Genomic DNA, 19,284 nt, shown 5'->3' with positions numbered 1-19,284 from the left:
GATAATCTAATTGCTACTTCAAGCCACAGATCCTTGCCATTTCATCTTCATCGCCTTCCCATAAGGGTTTTTCAGCTGCATCAGTGGGCATATCAACCTTGTTCATTGCCTCGCGCATTTGCTCCATTGACGGGAGCGCATAAATTTTGGTGGTTTCAATACTGGAGTGACCAAGTATTTTGGAAATCATAATGGAATCTACACCATCCCGGTATAAATGTGTGGCTCTTTCAGCACGGAACAGATGCGGATAGACATGCTCCGGAATGTCAGGACATTCAATTCTGGCTTCATCAGCATATTTCTGGAGGATTCTCTCTACAGTACTCATGGAAATGGAGCCAATCTTGCCCTTTATCACCGTATAGAACAGATAATCGTCAGGTTTGCTTCCGTCAGAGTGATAAATGGACATATACCGTTTCAGATGCACCGCAGTTTTTTCGCTGATTGCTACAGAACGTTCTTTGTTTCCTTTTCCATGGATATGTAGCGAAAGCATTTTGAGATCCACATCATTAATCCGCAATCCGGTAAGTTCACTTACTCTGACAGCAGAATCATACAGAAGAACCATTATAGTCTTGTCCCGTATACCAATCTTTGTATCCTTAGGCTGTGCAAGTATTGCTGCCAGGCCTTCGTTTGTTATCAACTTCTTCTCCCGCTTCAGGATCTTCATTCCCGGCACTTTGGAAATCTGAAGAGCTATTGATTGAAGCGAAATGTCATCATCAGATACATACTGGACATATGTTTTGATGGCTGCAAGCCTCACATTGCATGTGGCTGCCGAGTTACCATGTTCTTTCAGATAAGCACAGTATTCCAGAAGCAGTTTTTTTGTGCAATCCTGAAAAGTAAATTTCGCTATGGAAATGCCCTTCTCATCATAAAGGTATTTCCTGAATCCGGAAAGCGAATCACGGTATGAGCGAACCGTTTCTGCACTACGACCCAACTGTCTGGGGAGATAGTTATCCAGATACTGCAAAGTTCTGGAGAAAAAGAGTTTGTCATTATGTGTCGTTTTGTTTTTATTCACTTTCGTTTACCTCCGGAATTACGATGTTTGATGTTTTATCCTTCTCATGGATGATTTTGAATGCTTCTGACACCTGATGGTAATAATAAAGTGACTCGTGGATGCTGTTATGGCCAAGATATTTACTGAGATATGGCAGCTTATCTTCTATATTTTCGCCGTTTTCCATCCATGCGTTGAGTCTGTCCACCACAAATGTGTGACGAAACGACTTTATCGTCGGTGGATTGCTGATCGCAGCGTAAGATGTCATCGCCAGAGTCCTCTGAAAATAGGCTCTCACTGTTACCTCGTTTATTGGCTTGCCCTTCTTAGTGCCAGGAAACACAAGCACTTCATCCGGGCATTCTGCTGATATGTATTCATTGTATTTTCTGATCATCTCTGCAACATCAGGTGTTACCCAGACCACCCTGTCTTTATAGCCTTTGGACTGTAGGATAGTGATTCTGCCGGAGTCACAGTCTATGTCATCCCAAGTAAGCCATAGGGGTTCGGACAACCTGAGACCACAGCAGTAATACAGACGGAAGATAACCCTGCATTCTTCAAGGAAGCGTTTGTTCTTCCTCTTGATTTTCAGCTTGTTGAGACATTCAAAAAACTCTTTGCGTTCTTCTGACGTAAATACATGGGCTATTTTCGTCTCTGTTGACTGGAGCATTTGTGGCATATAGCTTCTACTCCGATGGAGATCAGATACTTTGACACTTGACGCAGATTGCTCACGCGTATATTTCGCGAACTGATTCCTTCCGTATCACGCTGAACAGCCCATGCATCAGACAGAGTTTTTGTAACCGTTTCCGAATCAAATCCTTTTTCAATGCAAAAGGTATCGAGTTCTTTAAGCACATCCGCATTAGAATTGTACATATATCCAGAGGATCTTTTTTCCCGGATCAGTCCCTCAATAGCGGGTGCAAGGGAACTGCTAAAAGTATAATTACGACACGGTTTCATAATTAATCACCGTCCTTTCCAGAGGGAGACAACAGGATCTGAGCATTTCCTCATCTACGGAGAGATATCTGTTAACTGTATCCATGGTTGAATGTCCCAAGGAATCTTTAATGGTATCTGTCTTAGTTCCGGCTGCAAGAAGTCTGGAGGCAAAAGTACGCCTCAAAATATGAAATGATCCAGTGGTATTGTTCAAGGCGTGTTTAACGGCAATCCCACAAGCCGATGGATCTGCTTTTTTGAACGGAGCAGCCATTGAAAGGAAAATAAAATCGTCTTCATCGCTCATCCTTGGGCGGCCATTCTTGATATATTTGTAAAGACTATTACCTACAGATATCGGCATCGGCAGTACAAGCGGCCTGTATGTCTTTTGCTGTGTTATGGAAATGGTCTGTGCTTTCCAGTCTATGTTTGAAAACCTTAAATTAACGACATCGATTCTTCTCAGCCCCATCAGCAGGCCGAGCATAAGAATCGCGGAATCCCGCAACTGGAGAGGTGTCGCCGCATTATCCCTGAACGCATAGATCATTTGTATTTCTTCGTCAGAGAGGACGTTGACGATTTTTCTCTGTTGATTAGATTGTGTTGGCAGGGCACGGGAAAGATCCTGCGTTACATAACCTTTTTCAAAGCAAAACATGAGAAACACTCTTAGGTCATATGAATAATTATTCTTGTGATTGACGGTCTTTTCAGAGATCCATGTACAGTATTCCTTTACGTTTATAAGAGAGATTTCGGACACTGCCGGGATTTCTTTTTCCTGCATATACAGCAAAAAAGATATCACACCGGATTTATGTACGTCTAAAGTGGCTGGTGCAATGTTTTCTTTTCTGCGGCATGATAAGAAATCATTCAACAGTTTTTTATACGTTGATGATAATTCAGTGATTTTCCCAGGATCACACAAGACGATTTCCAGGTCGTTCCCCGTAATCGTACCCGTACTGATAAACACATCCAGAATGTAAAAACTGCGTTTGATGGATGGCTTGCGATGCGGCTCCTCCATAAATTCGACCATTCTATCTGCCCAAATCTGGACGTTCTCTTTGGTGTATGGGATGGAGAACTCCCGCATAAAGATGTAGAACATCTGATAATACACGAGATAGTTGTTTCTTGTGGCATCCTTATTGTGGCGAAATTCTTTACGGAGAATACTTATAAGAACGTTTGCTTTCTGCCAATACACATCAGAACTTATTCCACTTGTTTCAAAGGAAGAGACTTCTTTTGAAAACTTCCTAATGGCATAGCCGGCAACTCTTGCCTGTAATGGAGATGTAAGAACGATGGGTATATGTCCGGCGATAATTCCATGCTCCGCAAGGAACTGAAGAAAATATCTCACAGAGTAGAGACAGATGTATGTGTCCCCGATGACATCAGCGTAAGCGTGATATCTTGATATCAACTCTGTTGAAATATCCCGTGCATAAAGAATCCCTTCATTCATTAGAATGGCTGCAAAGCTAATACAGTGAACCAACTGGTCACGAGACGCACGAAACTGCAGGCGGGAAAGTAGATCATTCCTATAGAGTATCAGGTGACTTTTTAAATCCTCGGAAAGTGTGTCATATACAGTCGGCAGAAAATCATAGTCTGTTTTGACCGCACCATTGGTAACAGCATCGTTGAGCTCGTAAATAAGCTTACGATTCTGCTGGTATTTCTCATCATCCCAGGTTACCTGATTATCAGAAAGCCACTTTAATGCCACCTCATGAGAATAAGTTTCAGATTTGTTGGATAGAAAATATCCTCGAAATGATTTCATAGCAGCTTTTTCTTCATCTGTAATAACATGCCGCTGTTCCTTCCAGCATTGTTTCAGGCGTTTGATGCTTTCTTCGTATTTAGCATCCAATATAAATCCCCCTTTCGTTATAATGGTAATAACAAAATATTATCCCCAACTTTTTGTTCTCAAAGTGTATATTCGGAGAACTTTCAGTGAAAGTTGAGGATAATATTTTCTTGGGGATAATATAAAAAAGATTAACAAGTCTTCGTCAAAACGGAGCGTTCATCTCCAAAGGGTATTAGAGGTGGACGCTCTTTTTCTATGCCCACCGGAAAGGAGGATTCGTGTTTTGAGCATCAGCAAATTCAACAGCGAGGGATATTTTGACCCAACGGCCTACGGCGCACTCTCCGTCATTGAACGTGAGGAACGCTCCCTTCGTGCTTTTAGACCCATCGTCTATATCTGTTCTCCTTATGCCGGAGACATTGATGCGAATGTGGACGCTGCCAGACGCTACAGTCGCTTTGCCGTAGAACAGGGATACATCCCCATCGCACCTCACTTGCTATTTCCGCAGTTTCTGAATGATGCGGACCCGAAGGAGCGCCAGCTCGGTCTGTTCTTCGGAAATGCCCTGATGAGCAAATGCTCCGAGGTTTGGGTGTTTGGCAGTCGCATTTCAGCAGGCATGGAGGCAGAAATCGAAAGAGCCAAGTGGAAGAATTACCGCTTACGCTATTTCACCGAAAATTTGAAGGAGGCTTAACCCTATGTATGAAGTAATCGAAAAAAGAAAAATGCTACCTGACGGCACTGAAATCTCTACCTATACCCGTGAAGTAATCAGCGCCAACATCCTCGAAGTGGAAGCTGGCACTACCGGCTATATGGGCAGCGACAGCGGTCACGGCGGTCGCACCTATTTCCGTATTCAGGACAGCGCCAGCACTGATATGGAAATCCGCACATTTGTGGATAAGCACGGCTGCTACGGCTTTGAAGTTTTCCTCGGCGGCGACTGTGAGCTGGAAACCACTATCCGGGCGCTGAAGTTTATCACCAAGGTGCTGGAGAAGGAATCTAAGGAGGTGTATGACTGATGTTTACTATCTACTCTGCTGATGTTACCGGCAATCCCGGCAACTGCTCCTATCCCCACAAACATGTGATTTTGGATGAGGCCAGTCTGAAATCTGCAATCAGCCACGACTATGTCTGCGCTGAATATCGCAACAGTTATCGTAACGGCGAAAACTTCATCGGCAGCGACTGTCTGCCGGTGGACTGCGATAACGACTATTCTGAAAATCCTGCTGACTGGATGACACCGGAGGATGTGATGTAGGCCTTTCCGGGCGTTACCTTTGCCATCCATTTCAGCCGCTTCCATAACCGTGAGAAAAACGGTAAGGCTGCAAGGCCCAAGTTCCATGTGCTGTTTCCGATTGAACACTGCACCGACGCTGCACTCTACAGCGATATGAAGAAGCTGGTCAATTCCATCTTCCCGTACTTTGATACACAGGCGCTGGATGCGGCCCGTTTCTTCTTCGGCACTACTGCTGCCGAGGTAGCACTCTATCCCGGACGCATGAATCTGACGGAGTTTCTCAATGAGGACCTGTTCGACGAATACCTTCCGCAAGGCGACTTCGACCACTCCGTTATCCCGGAAGGAAGCCGTAATGCGACCATGTGCCGCTTCGCCGGTCGTGTCATCAAGAAATACGGCGATACCGAAAAGGCCTACCAGACCTTCTTGGAAGAAGCCGCAAAATGTGTGCCGCCTCTGGATAACAGCGAACTGTCCACTATCTGGCATTCGGCCCAGCGTTTTTACACTAAGCTCTCCCAGCAGGACGGATATGTGGCACCGGAAGTATATAACGACCCTTCCTGTTACAAGCCGGAGGATTACTCCGATGTTGGACAGGCCGAGGTTTTGGGAAAATACTTCTCCAGCGAACTGCGCTATTCTCCCGCCACACACTTTATCCGCTACTCCGACCATTACTGGCAGGAATCCGAGCCGGGAGCGCAGGCCGTTGCCCATGAACTGACCCGTCGCCAGCTGAAGGAAGCCGAAAACGACCTTGTGGAAGCGCTCACCAAAATGAAGAACAGCGGCGCTCAGACCATCCTTGACAGCACCTCCAAGTCCAAGGCCGAACAGCTGATGAATGAACAGCAGCTGGAAGCCTATCAGGATTTTCTGGCTGCAAAGGCATATCAGGCCTTCGCCATCAAGCGCCGTGATTCCAAGAACATCACCTCCACGCTGAGGGAGTCCCATCCTATTTTAGAAATCTCGCCGAGGGATTTGGATGCCGATCCCTTTGCACTGTGTACGCCCGAAGCCACCTACGACCTGCGTAAAGGTATGGCCGGAGCAAGGGAACATTCGCCGGAGGACTTCATTACCAAAATCACCTCTGTGTCTCCGAGCCAGAAAGGTCAGCAGATTTGGCTGGATTGCCTCGACCTGATTTTCCAAGGCGACCAGACTCTGATTGACTATGTGCAGATGATTTGCGGTCTGGCTGCTATCGGCAAGGTTTATGTGGAAGCGCTGATCATTGCCTACGGCGATGGTCGTAACGGTAAGTCCACCTTCTGGAATGCAGTTTCTCGTGTGCTGGGTCTTTACAGTGGCAACATCTCTGCAGATACGCTGACTGTCGGCTGCCGCAGAAACATCAAACCGGAAATGGCCGAGGTCAAAGGCAAGCGTCTGCTCATCGCAGCAGAAATGCAGGAAGGCTCCCGACTGAACGACTCCACCGTCAAGCAGCTCTGTTCTACCGATGATGTGTTTGCGGAGAAAAAGTATAAGGACCCGTTCTCCTTCAAGCCTTGCCATACGCTGGTGCTGTATACCAACCACCTGCCTCGTGTCTCCGCTTCCGATGATGGTATCTGGCGTCGCCTTATCGTTATCCCGTTCAACGCAAAGATTACCGGCAAGAGCGACATCAAGAATTACGGCGAGTACCTGTTTGACAATGCCGGTGAAAGCATTCTGACTTGGGTCATCGAAGGTGCCAAAAAGGTCATCGAGCTTGACTACCAGATTCCTGTTCCGGCATGCGTCCAGAAGGCCATCGATGAATATCGCAGCCAGAATGACTGGTTTGGCCACTTCCTTGCTGACAAATGCGAGGTGGATGATTCCTACAAGGAAAGCTCCTCTGCGCTTTATCAGGCCTACCGAAATTACTCTCTGGACTGCAACGAGTATATCCGCAGCACGGCAGACTTCTACTTTGCGCTGGAGAAGGCTGGCTTTGAGCGTATCAAGGTCCACAACAAGCGTTACTTTAAGGGCCTGCGCCTGAGAGCAGAAAACGATGCTGAGGAAGATTTTCTGAACTGACAATACCGTAGGGGTAACCTCCATTAAGGTCATATACAAAAATTCTCTTAGGACTAAAAAAATCTGTTCTATAAAAAGTTTAGTAAATGACATTCAGGGAGGTTACCCACTCTACAAAAATTAGCGCTGACGGAGGTAACCGATGTTAGAAAAAACAATAGAACGAAAATTAACCGTGGCGGTCAAAAAGGCCGGTGGCATCGCTGTAAAGTTCGTGTCTCCGAGTTTCGATGGAATGCCCGACCGCCTTGTATTACTACCTGATGGCCTTATCGCTTTTGTGGAACTGAAGGCTCCCGGAAAACGCCCACGCCCTTTGCAGGAAGCACGACACCGGCTGCTACGTTCCTTGGGCTTCAAGGTATATGTAATAGATAAACCAAAACAGATTGGAGGGATGCTGGATGAACTTCAAACCACACGACTACCAGAGCTACGCAATTGAATATATCGAAAACCATCCCGTGTCCGCAGTTCTCCTCGATATGGGTCTCGGCAAAACAGTCATCTCCCTGACTGCCATCGCCGATCTGCTGTTTGACAGTTTTCTGGCCCATCGCATTCTGGTTATCGCACCGCTTCGTGTGGCCCGTGATACTTGGCCTGCGGAGCTGAAGAAATGGACCCACCTAAACCACCTGACCTTCGCTGTTGCTGTGGGAACTCCGGCAGAACGAAAAGCTGCTTTGATGGCCGGTGCCGACATCACCATTATCAATCGTGAAAATGTGCAATGGCTGATTGAGGACAGCGGCATCGCCTTTGACTTCGACACCGTGGTCATAGACGAACTTTCCTCTTTCAAAAATCACCAGTCAAAGCGCTTCAAGGCATTGTTGAAGGTTAGACCGAAAATCAAACGCATCATCGGCCTCACTGGTACACCAAGCTCCAACGGCCTCATGGACCTCTGGGCAGAGTTCCGACTGCTGGATATGGGTCAGCGCCTTGGCAGGTTTATCACGCAATACCGAAATAACTACTTCATGCCGGATAAGCGCAACGGACAAATCATCTACTCCTACAAACCGCTGCCCTATGCAGAGGAAGCCATCTACCAGCAGATTTCGGATATAACGATTTCCATGAAAAGTACCGACTATCTGCAGATGCCGGAGCTGATTTCTTCTCAACACGATGTCCAGCTTTCCGAGGATGAGAAAAATCGCTATGAGCAGCTGAAGGCAGAACTGGTATTGCACCTTTCTGATGAAGAAATCACTGCTGCCAATGCCGCTTCTCTGACCGGGAAATTAGTGCAGCTGGCCAACGGCGCCATTTACACCGATACCGGCGATGTAGTAGAGTTCCATGACCGCAAGTTGGACGCTTTGGAGGATTTGATTGAAGCTGCCAATGAAAAACCCGTGCTGGTGGCCTACTGGTTTAAGCATGACCTGCAGCGCATCAAAAAACGCTTTGCTGTCAGGGAGCTGAAGTCCAGTAAGGATATTGAGGACTGGAACAACGGCAAAATCCCGGTGGCAGTCATCCATCCCGCTTCTGCCGGTCATGGACTCAATCTTCAGGCCGGAGGCTCCACGCTTATCTGGTTTGGGCTAACATGGTCCTTGGAATTGTACCAACAGACCAACGCCCGTCTCTGGCGACAGGGACAAACCGACCGTACCGTGGTGATCCAGCACATCATCACAAAAGGCACCATCGACGAGCGCATCTTAAAGGCCCTCTCACAGAAAGAGCTGACACAGAACGCCCTGATTGATGCCGTAAAAGCCAATCTATGACAATCTACGACAAAAATCGACAATCCGAGGAATATCAAATTTTCGGAGGTGCGATATGACCGCAAAGGAATATTTAATGCAAGCCAAGTTTCTGGATATGCGTATCAATTCCAAAATTCAGCAGGTAGAGGCTCTGAACGACCTTGCTACCAGCGCCAGTTCGGTGCTGACGGGTATGCCTCGCAATCCCAACAAGGCCACTTCCAAAATGGCCGATGCTGTTTGCAAGATTGTGGACCTGCAGGCCGAAATCAACCACGACATTGATGAACTGGTGGATTTGAAGAAAGCAATCTCTTCCACCATCAAAGCGGTGCCAAGTCCAGAGCTGCAGACCTTATTGGAGAAGCGTTACCTGTGCTTTCAGTCTTGGGAAATCATCGCCGTGGATATGGGCTACAGTATGCACCACCTGTATAAGATCCATAATCAGGCCCTTGATATTTGCGACGGTATCCTGAAACGTGATACCTAAAGACATAGAATGATACCCGCTCCCTATGATATTATTATAATAGCGAAAAGCGAAAATCAGAAACGGCCTTGTGGGAGCAACCCCGCAGGGCTTTTTCTATGCCCTGAAGGAGGAATCACATGGGATACAGACAAGTAAGCTACCCCGAACAGGTGTGGTACATCCTTCGCTACTTTTTGATGGAAGGAGGAAAAAACAAGATGCCGAAGAAACCCAAGCGACCATGTTCCTATCCCGGCTGTCCAGAGCTTACGGACGGTAGGTTTTGTGAGAAGCATGAAAAGCAAGAGAATAAGCGCTACGAGAAATATGACCGTGACCCTGCCGTGCGCCGTCGTTATGGTCGTGCTTGGAAGCGTATCCGTGACAGCTATGTGCAGCAGCATCCTTTGTGCGAGCTGTGCCAAGAGAAAGGTCTGCTTGTTCCTACAGAAGAAGTCCACCACAAGGTCCCTCTCTCGGAAGGCGGCACACATGCGAGAGATAATCTGATTGCTCTTTGTAAGTCCTGCCATGCCAGAATCCATGCAGAGCGTGGTGATCGCTGGCACAATCATGACCGGTAGGGGCGGGTCAAATCTCTACGACCTTTATGCCGTGTAACGGGCGTGGGGTCTTACGCACAAAATCGCAGTTTCAAACGGGGTATATAAGGCCCTGCCAAAGGAGGTGTATGCAGATGGCTAAGGACGGTATCAACCGAGGCGGCGCTCGTGTTGGCGCAGGAGCCAAAAAGAAGCCCTTAGCTGAGAAAATCGCTGAAGGCAATCCGGGCAAACGAGCATTGACTGTCATTGACTTTGATAACCAGTCGGTCGATTTAGAAGGTCAAGCGATGCCCAAACCATCCAAGCTACTGTCTGCCAAACAGAAGGATGGTAAGAAGCTGGTCGCAGCGGATATTTACAAAAAGACATGGGACTGGCTTCACGAGCGTGGCTGTGCTGCTCTCGTATCTCCCCAGCTTCTGGAACGCTACGCCATGAGCGTAGCCCGCTGGATTCAGTGTGAAGAAGCAATCACTGAGTTCGGCTTTCTGGCAAAGCATCCGACTACCGGCAATGCAATCCAGTCGCCCTATGTGGCGATGAGCCAGAACTTCATGAGCCAGACCAACAGGCTCTGGATGGAAATCTACCAAATCGTAAAAGAAAATTGTGCCACGGAATACGGCGGTGCCACTCCACAGGACGATGTCATGGAGCGCCTTCTGATGGCAAGGAAAGGACTTTGATTATGAACATTTCTTATAAAACAGCCGAGAGTGTCTGCGCTGGACACCCGGACAAACTTTGTGACCTGATCGCCGACGCCATTCTGGACGAGTGCCTGAAAAAAGACCGCTACTCCCGTGTGGCCTGCGAGGTTATGGCGACAAAAGGAAAAATCTTTGTGTGCGGTGAAATCACCTGCTCCAAGAAAATCGACATCCGTATGGTGGTCCGTCAGACCCTTGCCAAGGTCGGATATAATCCTTTGAGGTTTATCGTTTTCATGTATGTGCATCGCCAGAGCGCTGACATTGCCGGTGGCGTAAACAAAGCGCTGGAAACCCGTGAGGTCGATACCGACGATATCTTCGCTTCTGTTGGTGCCGGTGACCAAGGCACTGTTTATGGTTATGCCACCAATGAGACATGGGCCAAGATGCCTACTCCCGTTATCTTCGTCAATGACCTGTGCAAGTGTCTGGACGAAGCAAGAAAAGACGGTACCATTCGTGATATCGGTCCTGACGGTAAAGCGCAGGTAACCGTCGAATACCACGATAGCAAGCCTGTCAGCGCAAAGAACATCATCGTTTCTGCGCAGCATAAGGAAAACAAAGATCTGGATGAGCTTCGCCGTGAAATCATCACCGAAATCATCTATCCTTTGCTCAGTCGCTATCACTTCCCGAAGGAAACGGAAATCCTCATCAATCCTTCCGGGCGCTTTGTGGAAGGTGGCCCTGCTGCCGATACCGGCCTCACTGGTCGTAAGCTGATGGTGGATACCTACGGTGGTCTTGCTGCCCACGGCGGCGGTGCCTTCTCCGGCAAAGACGCTACCAAGGTTGACCGCTCCGGCGCTTACATGGCCAGAGTCATTGCCCGTAATATCGTAGGCGCATGGCTGGCAGACAGATGTCAGGTAGTCATCTCCTATGCCATTGGCAAGGCCGAGCCTACTGCCGTTGAGATTGAGACCTTCGGCACTGAAAAGGTCGATGTGGACATTATCCACAAGGCTGTGATGGAGGTTTTCGACCTGCGTCCCGCTGCAATCATTTCTCTGTTGCACCTGCGCAGTCCCTACTTCTCCGAGACCACTGCCTATGGCCACTTCAACGGTTATAAAGGCGCTTGGGAGAATGTAGACAAGACCAAGGAGCTGGAAAAGGCGGTGAGAAAATATGCTGATTGAGAAGAAAAATACAGCCGACCTTCTGCCTGCCGACTATAATCCTCGTAAGGATTTGAAACCCGGCGACAAGGAATATGAAAAGCTGAAACGCTCCATTGAGCAGTTCGGCTATGTGGAGCCAGTCATCTGGAACAAGACCACTGGCCGTGTCGTTGGTGGTCACCAGCGTTTGAAAGTTCTCATCGACATGGGCATGACCGAAGTGGACTGCGTGGTCGTGGAGCTTTCCGAAGAAAAGGAAAAAGCGCTGAATGTGGCCCTCAATAAAATCAGCGGCGAATGGGACAACGACAAGTTGGCTCTGTTAATCGCTGATCTGCAAGGCACCGACTTCGATGTTTCTCTCACCGGCTTCGAGCCAGCGGAGCTTGAGGCCCTGTTCCGTGAGGATACCAAGAAAGGCGTCCATGATGACGATTTTGATGTGGAGGCAGAACTTCAGAAGCCGACCTTCTCCAAAGCCGGTGACCTGTGGCAGCATGAGCCTGTGCTGTTCGGCTGGAAGAAAGCCGGTAAGCATCAGTGGTACACAGGCCGCAAGGAAACCACCATCTGGGAATTTGATAAGCCTAAGAAAAACGGTGACCATCCGACCATGAAGCCGATCCCACTTCTGGCATATCCTATCATGAACTCCAGCATGGCAAACTCGCTGGTGCTTGACCCGTTTGGTGGCAGTGGCTCCACGCTGATTGCCTGCCAGCAGACAAACCGCATCTGCTACACCATTGAGTTGGACGAAAAGTTCTGCGATGTGATTGTGAAGCGCTACATTGAACAGGTCGGCTCCTCTGTCGGTGTCACTGTGGTCCGTGATGGTTTGACCTACAGCTATGAGGAAATCGCCTCGGCATAATTGGTAATCTACGCACACTCTAAGGGCGCAGAATTGGTACATTTATATCTCAAATATGACTTGCTATTTTGTGCCTTTAGAGTGATATATGTAGTACCAAATTTAAAGGAGGATTTCCCTATGAACATTACTTTGAACTCAACCGACCGCAAGCCTCTGGTCAAGGCCATCAGCGAACTGACCGGCGAAAAGGCAGTCTACATGAAGACACCTATCTACGCTTACAAAATTGGCGACTACACCGTCACCAGAGAAGGTAATCTGGAAGTGCCGGATGGCTTGGACGCAGAATCCCTGCAGCAGCTGAAAGACGCTCTGGAGAGCGCTGGCTATCAGCCGGAAGGCATTGAGGTTTCTGAAGCAACTGCCGAGGATTCCTCGGAAGATGAAATCACCGGCATCTGCATTTCCATGCCTCGCAGCCTTTTCGACGACGCCAACTTGGAAACCCTGAAAAACATCATCGCTGCAAAGCACAGCCTGATCTGCAAGGCGCTGGGTACGGACGACCTGCCGCTGGAGATTACCGATACAAAGGTTTCCTTTCCTTGGTTTCCCGGCCAACCGGATGCGGACAGCGTGAAGGCCTACGATACCTTTGTCTGCAAGCTCTGCGAAATGGCCCGAAACATGAAGCGCTCCAGCGCAACGGAGAAGCCGGTGGACAATGATAAGTACGCCTTCCGCTGCTTCCTCCTGCGCCTTGGCTTCATCGGTGCAGAATACAAAACAGAGCGCAAGATTCTCCTGAAGAATCTGACCGGATCTTCCGCTTTCAAAAGCGGTGCCAAGAAGGAGGTGGCCTGCGATGAAGTTTCCGAATAAAGCAGTAGTCGAACAAATCCGCAGCCAGTATCCTGCCGGTACCCGTGTGGAGCTGGTCCAGATGGACGATGCACAGGCTCCTCCGGTGGGTACGCTTGGTACCGTCTGGGGCGTGGATGATACCGGCTCCATCATGGTGCATTGGGATAACGGCCCTGGTCTGAATGTGGTCTACGGCATCGATGTTTGTCGAAAAGTGTCGAAATAATATACACAAAATCACCGGCAAAACATCGTGCAGTATTCTACGATTTATATCGCAGAAATGACTTGCTATTATGTGCTTTTAGAGCGAATATGTGTACTACCGAAAGGGAAAACACATTTTACGGAGGAACAACACCATGAAGAAAATTGAACTTTTTGAAAGAGCCATAGCAGAGCAGGCCGGAAGCCTGAAGGATTACGGAATCAACGGCACCATGTTCTGGGCTTATCGCAAGAGCATCGACGCAGGCAACGACCTGATTGATTTCAACGAGGTCATCTGGGACGAGGACATTGACGCCATCGCCGAGTGACTGCAGGAAAACGGCATCACCGAGGTGAACGCCAACTACACCGATTGGCAGACCAACCAGAGAGCCAGAATCCCGGCGATCCGCATGACTCGCCAGTAAGGAGGAACGCACAATGTGGAAAGAAGGCGCACTTAAGGTCTACGACAGCATTTTTCATTACTGGATGAAGGTTTACGACGGCCCATCGGAGTTCGGCATTAACGGCGGCAAGGTTAGCAAGCTGATGTTAAAGCGCAACGGCAGAATCGTATGCAATTACGACCGAGGCTGGGATGTGAAACCTGCGGACCCGGATACAGAACTTGCCGTAGAGCTTCTGCTTCACAGCAACAATTACTAAAAACCCAATAAAGCAGGGATTGAGCCGGATGGCTCTTTCTCTCGTAGTGCAGCCGACGGGCTGTATTTTTTATGCCCTTTTGAAAGGAGGAAGCGGCAATTGCGAAAACTTGAAAACTACACACTGACGAAGTTCATGTCTGCGGACTCCACCTACAATAAAAAATTGGCGGATTACGCAGTCAATTTTATAGAATGCCTCTGCCACACCAAAGGCACATGGGCCGGTAAGCCTTTTGAGCTGATTGACTGGCAGGAGCGCATTATCCGAGACATCTTCGGCACCATCAAACCCAACGGTTATCGACAATTCACGACAGCCTATGTGGAAATTCCTAAGAAGATGGGCAAGTCCGAGCTTGCCGCTGCGGTGGCCCTTTTGCTTACCTGCGGCGACGGTGAGGAACGTGCCGAGGTCTATGGCTGTGCAGCTGACCGCCAGCAGGCAACCATCGTTTTTGACGTGGCTGCTGATATGGTGCGTATGTGTCCTGCGCTGAATCGCCGTGTAAAAATTCTGGCCTCCCAGAAGCGTATCGTCTACCAGCCGACCAACAGCTTCTATCAGGTGCTGTCGGCAGAGGCATACAGTAAGCACGGCTTCAATATCCACGGTGTGGTATTTGATGAGCTGCACACGCAGCCGAATAGAAAACTCTTTGATGTTATGACCAAAGGCTCCGGTGACGCCAGAATGCAGCCTCTGTATTTCCTGATCACCACTGCCGGTACCAACACCAACTCCATCTGCTACGAAACCCACCAGAAGGCAAAGGATATCCTCGAAGGTCGAAAAATTGACCCGACCTTCTATCCGGTTATCTATGGCGCTGCCGAGGAGGATGACTGGACAGACCCGGAGGTCTGTAAGAAAGCGAATCCCTCCCTTGGCATTACGGTTGGCATCGATAAAGTACAGGCCGCTTGCGAATCGGCCCAGCAAAACCCTGCCGAAGAAAACGCCTTCAGGCAGCTCAGACTCAATCAATGGGTCAAGCAGGCAATCCGCTGGATGCCAATGGACAAATGGGACGCCTGCGCTTTCAAAGTAACTGAAGAATCCCTACGAGGCCGTGTATGCTACGGTGGATTGGACTTGTCCTCCACCACAGACATCACGGCTTTTGTATTGGTGTTCCCGCCACTGGACAAGGATGACAAATATGTGGTCCTTCCGTACTTCTGGATACCGGAAGATACGCTGGAGCTGCGAGTGCGCCGTGACCATGTTCCTTACGATGTTTGGGAGCGACAAGGCTTCCTGCAAACCACCGAGGGCAATGTGGTCCATTACGGTTACATCGAAAAGTTCATCGAGCAGCTGGGCGAAAAATACAACATTCGTGAAATCGCCTTTGACCGCTGGGGCGCTGTACAAATGGTGCAGAACTTGGAGGGCATGGGCTTTACGGTGGTGCCTTTTGGTCAGGGCTTTAAGGATATGTCTCCTCCGACCAAAGAACTGATGAAGCTGACCTTGGAGCAGAAAATCGCTCACGGAGGACATCCGGTGCTGCGCTGGATGATGGACAACATCTTCATCCGTACAGACCCTGCCAGAAACATCAAGGCCGACAAAGAAAAATCTACAGAGAAAATCGACGGTGCCGTGGCCACGATTATGGGTCTTGACCGTGCGATCCACTGTGGCATAAACACTGGCGCTTCTGTATATGATGAGCGAGGTATTCTGTTTATATGAGTATAATCTGTCCTGCTTCGGTTAAAAATGAAATAAAAGCATACTTTTTGCTTCTTTATTTCAAGTTCGTCCGCTAAAATGAAATATGGAATTTCTGAAATGAGGATATGAAAATGCATCGCCCTCCGATTTTTATGTCGTAACAAGTCGAAAATTTAAATTATTTTTGAAGTTTCGGACTTACAAGTTTGAAACTATTGACTTTTTCGGATTTTCGAGTATAATATAGATAAGAAAATTAGGAGGTGCATCATGGCTGAACTTATAAATCGCCCTGAGTATTTAAATCAGCTCATTCAGAATAGAGATGTGGATCTGGTCAAGATTGTAACCGGTATCCGCAGATGCGGAAAGTCATCACTGCTGGACTTGTTTCATCAACATCTGACCGACAATGGAGTACCTAACGCTAACATCATCCACATGAATCTGGAGTCGCTGCGTTATCGTAATCTCTCTGACTATCTCGCTTTCTACGACTATGTCAGTGAGCGTATTCCAAAAAGTGGAAAGACCTACTTGATCTTCGATGAACTTCAGGCCGTAAAGCATTGGGAAAAAGCTATCGAGTCCTTCCGTCTTGATTTTGATGTGGATATCTACATCACCGGCTCCAATGCATATTTGCTTTCCACGGAATTTTCCACACTGCTTTCCGGCAGATATGTAGAAATCCGTATGCTGCCATTATCTTTCAAGGAATTCCTAACCTTCTACGAGTTTGCACCATCTGTTACAGTAGAAGAAAAGTTCCAAAGATACTTACAGTTTGGTGGTATGCCGATTCTGAGAGAATATCAGTTCAACGAAGCACGAAGCAATCAAGCACTGGAAGGTATCTATTCCACTGTTGTGCTGCGTGATATTCTTCAGCGAAACAATCAAGCAGATCAGGGAATGTTGCAGAAAATCATGCTGTTCCTTTGCTCCAATATCGGAAGTATCACCTCTCCAAATAGCATCGGAAACGTGCTGTCTAACGAGGGAGACATTCAGACCGGTAAAGGAAAGAATGTTGCAGGCAAAACGGTAGATAAATATATCGCTATGCTGCGCAGTGCATTTATCTTCTACTCTGTGGGAAGATACGATGTAAAAGGTAAACAGCTGCTGAAAACATTAGGAAAGAACTACATTATTGATATGGGCTTCCGTAACATGCTTCTCGGCTACCGTGATGCAGACCGAGGCCACATCATCGAAAACATCGTGTTCTTGGAACTCATCCGACGTGACTACCGTGTGTATATCGGTAAAGTCGGTGAAACAGAAATTGACTTTGTTGCAGAGAAACCAAATGATAAGCTGTATATCCAAGTAACAGAAAGCATGCAGTCGCCGGAGACTCGTGAGCGAGAACTTAGACCGCTGCGCATGATTCCCGACAACTACGAAAAAATCGTATTGTCAATGGACAGAAACTATATCAATTCCTACGATGGTATCAAATCCTTATACCTGATTGATTGGCTGCTGTCCTAAATATAAAAGGGACCGATTCCCTTACACCATCATCGTTTCCCTTAAAACAAACACCTGTTTAAGGGAAAGTACAACTCATTAAGGCTAAGCATCTATCGGAAACGGTAGGTGCTTTTCTTATACCCATTTTTAGAAGGGAGCGTGATTTCCTATGGGAATTTTATCTGGAATATTTAAGGCCAGAGACAAGCCTACCAATGCAACTGCCGGAAGCGCCTATCGTTTTCTATTTGGCAATTCCACCTCCGGCAAAGCGGTGACTGAGCGCTCTGCTATGCAGATGACCGCAGTGTATTCCTGTGTGCGTATCTTGGCAGAGGCTGTGGCTGGTCTTCCGCTGCATCTGTATCGCTACACCGACACCGGTGGCAAAGAAAAAGCCATCGACCATCCGCTGTATGCGCTGCTTCATGATGAGCCGAATCCTGAAATGACCTCTTTCGTATTCAGGGAAACACTCATGACGCACCTGCTTTTGTGGGGCAACGCCTATGCGCAAATCATCCGCAACGGCAAAGGTGAAGTTGTGGCTCTGTACCCGCTGATGCCAAACTGTATGGTGGTTGACCGTGACGAACATGGCCAGCTCTACTACACCTACTACCGTGGTCAGGACGAAGCAATCCGAAATAAGGATACTGCCGTTATCCTGCAGCCTTCCGATGTGCTGCATATTCCGGGCCTCGGCTTTGACGGTCTCGTCGGCTACAGTCCCATTGCGATGGCAAAAAACGCTATCGGCATGGCAATCGCCTGTGAGGAATATGGTGCGAAGTTCTTCGCCAACGGTGCTACACCGGGCGGCATCTTGGAACATCCTGGCACCATCAAAGACCCACAGCGTGTGCGTGAAAGCTGGCAGTCCACCTTTGGCGGCAGCGGCAACGCAAATAAAGTAGCTGTTCTGGAAGAAGGCATGAAATACACGCCTATCTCCATTTCACCGGAACAGGCCCAATTCCTCGAAACGAGGAAATTCCAAATCAATGAAATTGCTCGAATTTTCCGTATCCCGCCTCACATGGTTGGCGATCTGGAGAAGTCGAACTTTTCTAATATTGAGCAGCAGTCTTTGGAATTTGTGAAATACACCTTGGAGCCTTGGCTCGTTAGGTGGGAGCAATCGATGATTCGAGCGCTGGTTTCCCATTCCGAGAAGGCTGCTTATTTTATCAAGTTCAATGTGGACGGACTGCTCCGTGGCGATTACCAAAGCCGTATGAACGGTTACGCCATCGGCAGACAGAACGGCTGGATGAGCACAAACGACATCCGTGAACTTGAGAACTTAGACCGTATCCCTGCCGAAGAAGGCGGTGCCGCAGTCAGCGCCATTATGACCATTGTGCAGACCCTGATTGATAACCTGCCGCTTCTGGTGGAGGCTGCTGTACAGCTTGTGGTTTCCTTGGTGGAAGGCATCGGCTCTGCTTTGCCTCAGCTCATTCCGGCTGCGGTGCAGGCAATTATCACCATAGTGCAGGGTCTGATTGAAAACCTACCGATGATTTTGGATGCAGCCTTGCAGCTGATTATGGGCCTTGCTGAGGGACTGCTGACCACAATCCCGATTTTGATTGAGGCACTCCCTTCCATCATTCTGGCTATCGTAGATTTTGTGATTAGAGCCATTCCGCAGATTATCGACGCAGGCATTCAGCTTTTGACCTCGTTGGTATCTGCGCTGCCGGATATTATTACGGCAATCGTGGCGGCAATCCCGCAAATCATCGGCTCCATCGTAAATGCGCTGATAAACAGTATCCCGCAAATCGTGCAGGCCGGTG

General features: G+C 48.3%; 18 protein-coding genes and 3 pseudogenes. 17 read left to right on the top strand and 4 right to left on the bottom strand.

Translation table 11 applies throughout. From position 1 onward, the window contains the following. Window positions 1-13 precede the first annotated feature (13 nt). From ACYQ0N_RS05110 to ACYQ0N_RS05095, 4 genes are read right to left on the bottom strand one after another with little or no spacing between them, the layout of a single operon-like run. The gene (locus tag ACYQ0N_RS05110) at window positions 14-1,045 is read right to left on the bottom strand and encodes a tyrosine-type recombinase/integrase (RefSeq protein ID WP_460162029.1); all 1,032 of its coding nucleotides are present in this window, start codon (window positions 1,043-1,045) and stop codon (window positions 14-16) included. Beyond that, a complete protein-coding gene (locus ACYQ0N_RS05105) occupies window positions 1,038-1,718 on the bottom strand; it encodes a tyrosine-type recombinase/integrase (RefSeq protein WP_177531379.1) in 681 nt (226 codons plus the stop codon). Before ACYQ0N_RS05105 ends, ACYQ0N_RS05110 begins: the two co-directional genes overlap by 8 nt. Continuing rightward, a complete protein-coding gene (locus tag ACYQ0N_RS05100; protein ID WP_177531378.1) occupies window positions 1,682-2,008 on the bottom strand; it encodes a hypothetical protein in 327 nt (108 codons plus the stop codon). The genes ACYQ0N_RS05105 and ACYQ0N_RS05100 overlap by 37 nt, the downstream gene beginning before the upstream one ends. Beyond that, on the bottom strand, window positions 1,992-3,890 hold the full coding sequence (locus ACYQ0N_RS05095; protein ID WP_177531377.1) for a tyrosine-type recombinase/integrase: 1,899 nt from the start codon (window positions 3,888-3,890) through the stop codon (window positions 1,992-1,994). The genes ACYQ0N_RS05100 and ACYQ0N_RS05095 overlap by 17 nt, the downstream gene beginning before the upstream one ends. A 226-nt stretch (window positions 3,891-4,116) precedes the next feature. Here ACYQ0N_RS05095 and ACYQ0N_RS05090 point away from each other — a divergent pair, with 226 nt between their 5' ends. The 17 genes and pseudogenes from ACYQ0N_RS05090 to ACYQ0N_RS05010 all read left to right on the top strand — a co-directional run. After that, window positions 4,117-4,536 carry a DUF7768 domain-containing protein gene (locus tag ACYQ0N_RS05090; RefSeq protein ID WP_177531376.1) on the top strand — a complete coding sequence of 140 codons (420 nt, stop codon included), beginning with the start codon at window positions 4,117-4,119 and terminating at the stop codon, window positions 4,534-4,536. Window positions 4,537-4,540: 4 nt separating this feature from the next. After that, the gene (locus tag ACYQ0N_RS05085) at window positions 4,541-4,870 is read left to right on the top strand and encodes a hypothetical protein (RefSeq protein WP_177531375.1); all 330 of its coding nucleotides are present in this window, start codon (window positions 4,541-4,543) and stop codon (window positions 4,868-4,870) included. Continuing rightward, a pseudogene (locus ACYQ0N_RS05080) lies at window positions 4,870-7,143 on the top strand (phage/plasmid primase, P4 family). Before ACYQ0N_RS05085 ends, ACYQ0N_RS05080 begins: the two are co-directional and overlap by 1 nt. 142 nt (window positions 7,144-7,285) lie before the next feature. Next, window positions 7,286-7,588, top strand: a complete 303-nt coding sequence (locus ACYQ0N_RS05075) for a VRR-NUC domain-containing protein (RefSeq protein WP_460162028.1) — start codon at window positions 7,286-7,288, stop codon at window positions 7,586-7,588. Then, on the top strand, window positions 7,548-8,891 hold the full coding sequence (locus ACYQ0N_RS05070) for an SNF2-related protein (protein ID WP_460162027.1): 1,344 nt from the start codon (window positions 7,548-7,550) through the stop codon (window positions 8,889-8,891). Before ACYQ0N_RS05075 ends, ACYQ0N_RS05070 begins: the two co-directional genes overlap by 41 nt. 55 nt (window positions 8,892-8,946) lie before the next feature. After that, window positions 8,947-9,366 carry a hypothetical protein gene (locus tag ACYQ0N_RS05065; RefSeq protein WP_460162026.1) on the top strand — a complete coding sequence of 140 codons (420 nt, stop codon included), beginning with the start codon at window positions 8,947-8,949 and terminating at the stop codon, window positions 9,364-9,366. Between the two features lie 200 nt (window positions 9,367-9,566). Continuing rightward, window positions 9,567-9,932, top strand: a complete 366-nt coding sequence (locus tag ACYQ0N_RS05060) for an HNH endonuclease (protein WP_177531533.1) — start codon at window positions 9,567-9,569, stop codon at window positions 9,930-9,932. Between the two features lie 113 nt (window positions 9,933-10,045). Further along, on the top strand, window positions 10,046-10,600 hold the full coding sequence (locus ACYQ0N_RS05055) for a P27 family phage terminase small subunit (RefSeq protein ID WP_177531371.1): 555 nt from the start codon (window positions 10,046-10,048) through the stop codon (window positions 10,598-10,600). Between the two features lie 2 nt (window positions 10,601-10,602). Beyond that, window positions 10,603-11,772, top strand: coding sequence for a methionine adenosyltransferase (gene metK, locus ACYQ0N_RS05050; protein WP_177531370.1), 1,170 nt, complete (start codon window positions 10,603-10,605; stop codon window positions 11,770-11,772). Further along, complete coding sequence (locus ACYQ0N_RS05045) at window positions 11,762-12,628, top strand: site-specific DNA-methyltransferase (protein WP_177531369.1); 867 nt, start codon at window positions 11,762-11,764, stop codon at window positions 12,626-12,628. Before metK ends, ACYQ0N_RS05045 begins: the two co-directional genes overlap by 11 nt. A gap of 120 nt (window positions 12,629-12,748) precedes the next feature. Beyond that, the gene (locus ACYQ0N_RS05040; RefSeq protein WP_177531368.1) at window positions 12,749-13,453 is read left to right on the top strand and encodes a virulence protein; all 705 of its coding nucleotides are present in this window, start codon (window positions 12,749-12,751) and stop codon (window positions 13,451-13,453) included. Further along, window positions 13,437-13,661: a DUF4314 domain-containing protein gene (locus ACYQ0N_RS05035; RefSeq protein ID WP_460162025.1), complete on the top strand. Its 225-nt coding sequence runs from the start codon at window positions 13,437-13,439 to the stop codon at window positions 13,659-13,661. The genes ACYQ0N_RS05040 and ACYQ0N_RS05035 overlap by 17 nt, the downstream gene beginning before the upstream one ends. Window positions 13,662-13,797: 136 nt before the next feature. Continuing rightward, a pseudogene (locus ACYQ0N_RS05030) lies at window positions 13,798-14,073 on the top strand (DUF7698 family protein). A gap of 13 nt (window positions 14,074-14,086) precedes the next feature. Next, on the top strand, window positions 14,087-14,314 hold the full coding sequence (locus ACYQ0N_RS05025; protein WP_177531366.1) for a DUF7678 domain-containing protein: 228 nt from the start codon (window positions 14,087-14,089) through the stop codon (window positions 14,312-14,314). Between the two features lie 99 nt (window positions 14,315-14,413). Beyond that, a complete protein-coding gene (locus ACYQ0N_RS05020) occupies window positions 14,414-16,015 on the top strand; it encodes a terminase large subunit (protein ID WP_330068696.1) in 1,602 nt (533 codons plus the stop codon). 252 nt (window positions 16,016-16,267) lie between these two features. Continuing rightward, on the top strand, window positions 16,268-17,497 hold the full coding sequence (locus ACYQ0N_RS05015) for an ATP-binding protein (RefSeq protein WP_460162024.1): 1,230 nt from the start codon (window positions 16,268-16,270) through the stop codon (window positions 17,495-17,497). Between the two features lie 151 nt (window positions 17,498-17,648). Next, window positions 17,649-18,815 (top strand): annotated as a pseudogene (locus tag ACYQ0N_RS05010) (phage portal protein); the annotation flags it as partial. Window positions 18,816-19,284: the final 469 nt, after the last annotated feature.

It is taken from the genome of Ruminococcus sporogenes, from assembly GCF_054655175.1.
The sequence above is the reverse complement of the archived record's forward strand: the minus strand, read 5'-3'. Positions and strand labels throughout refer to the sequence as shown.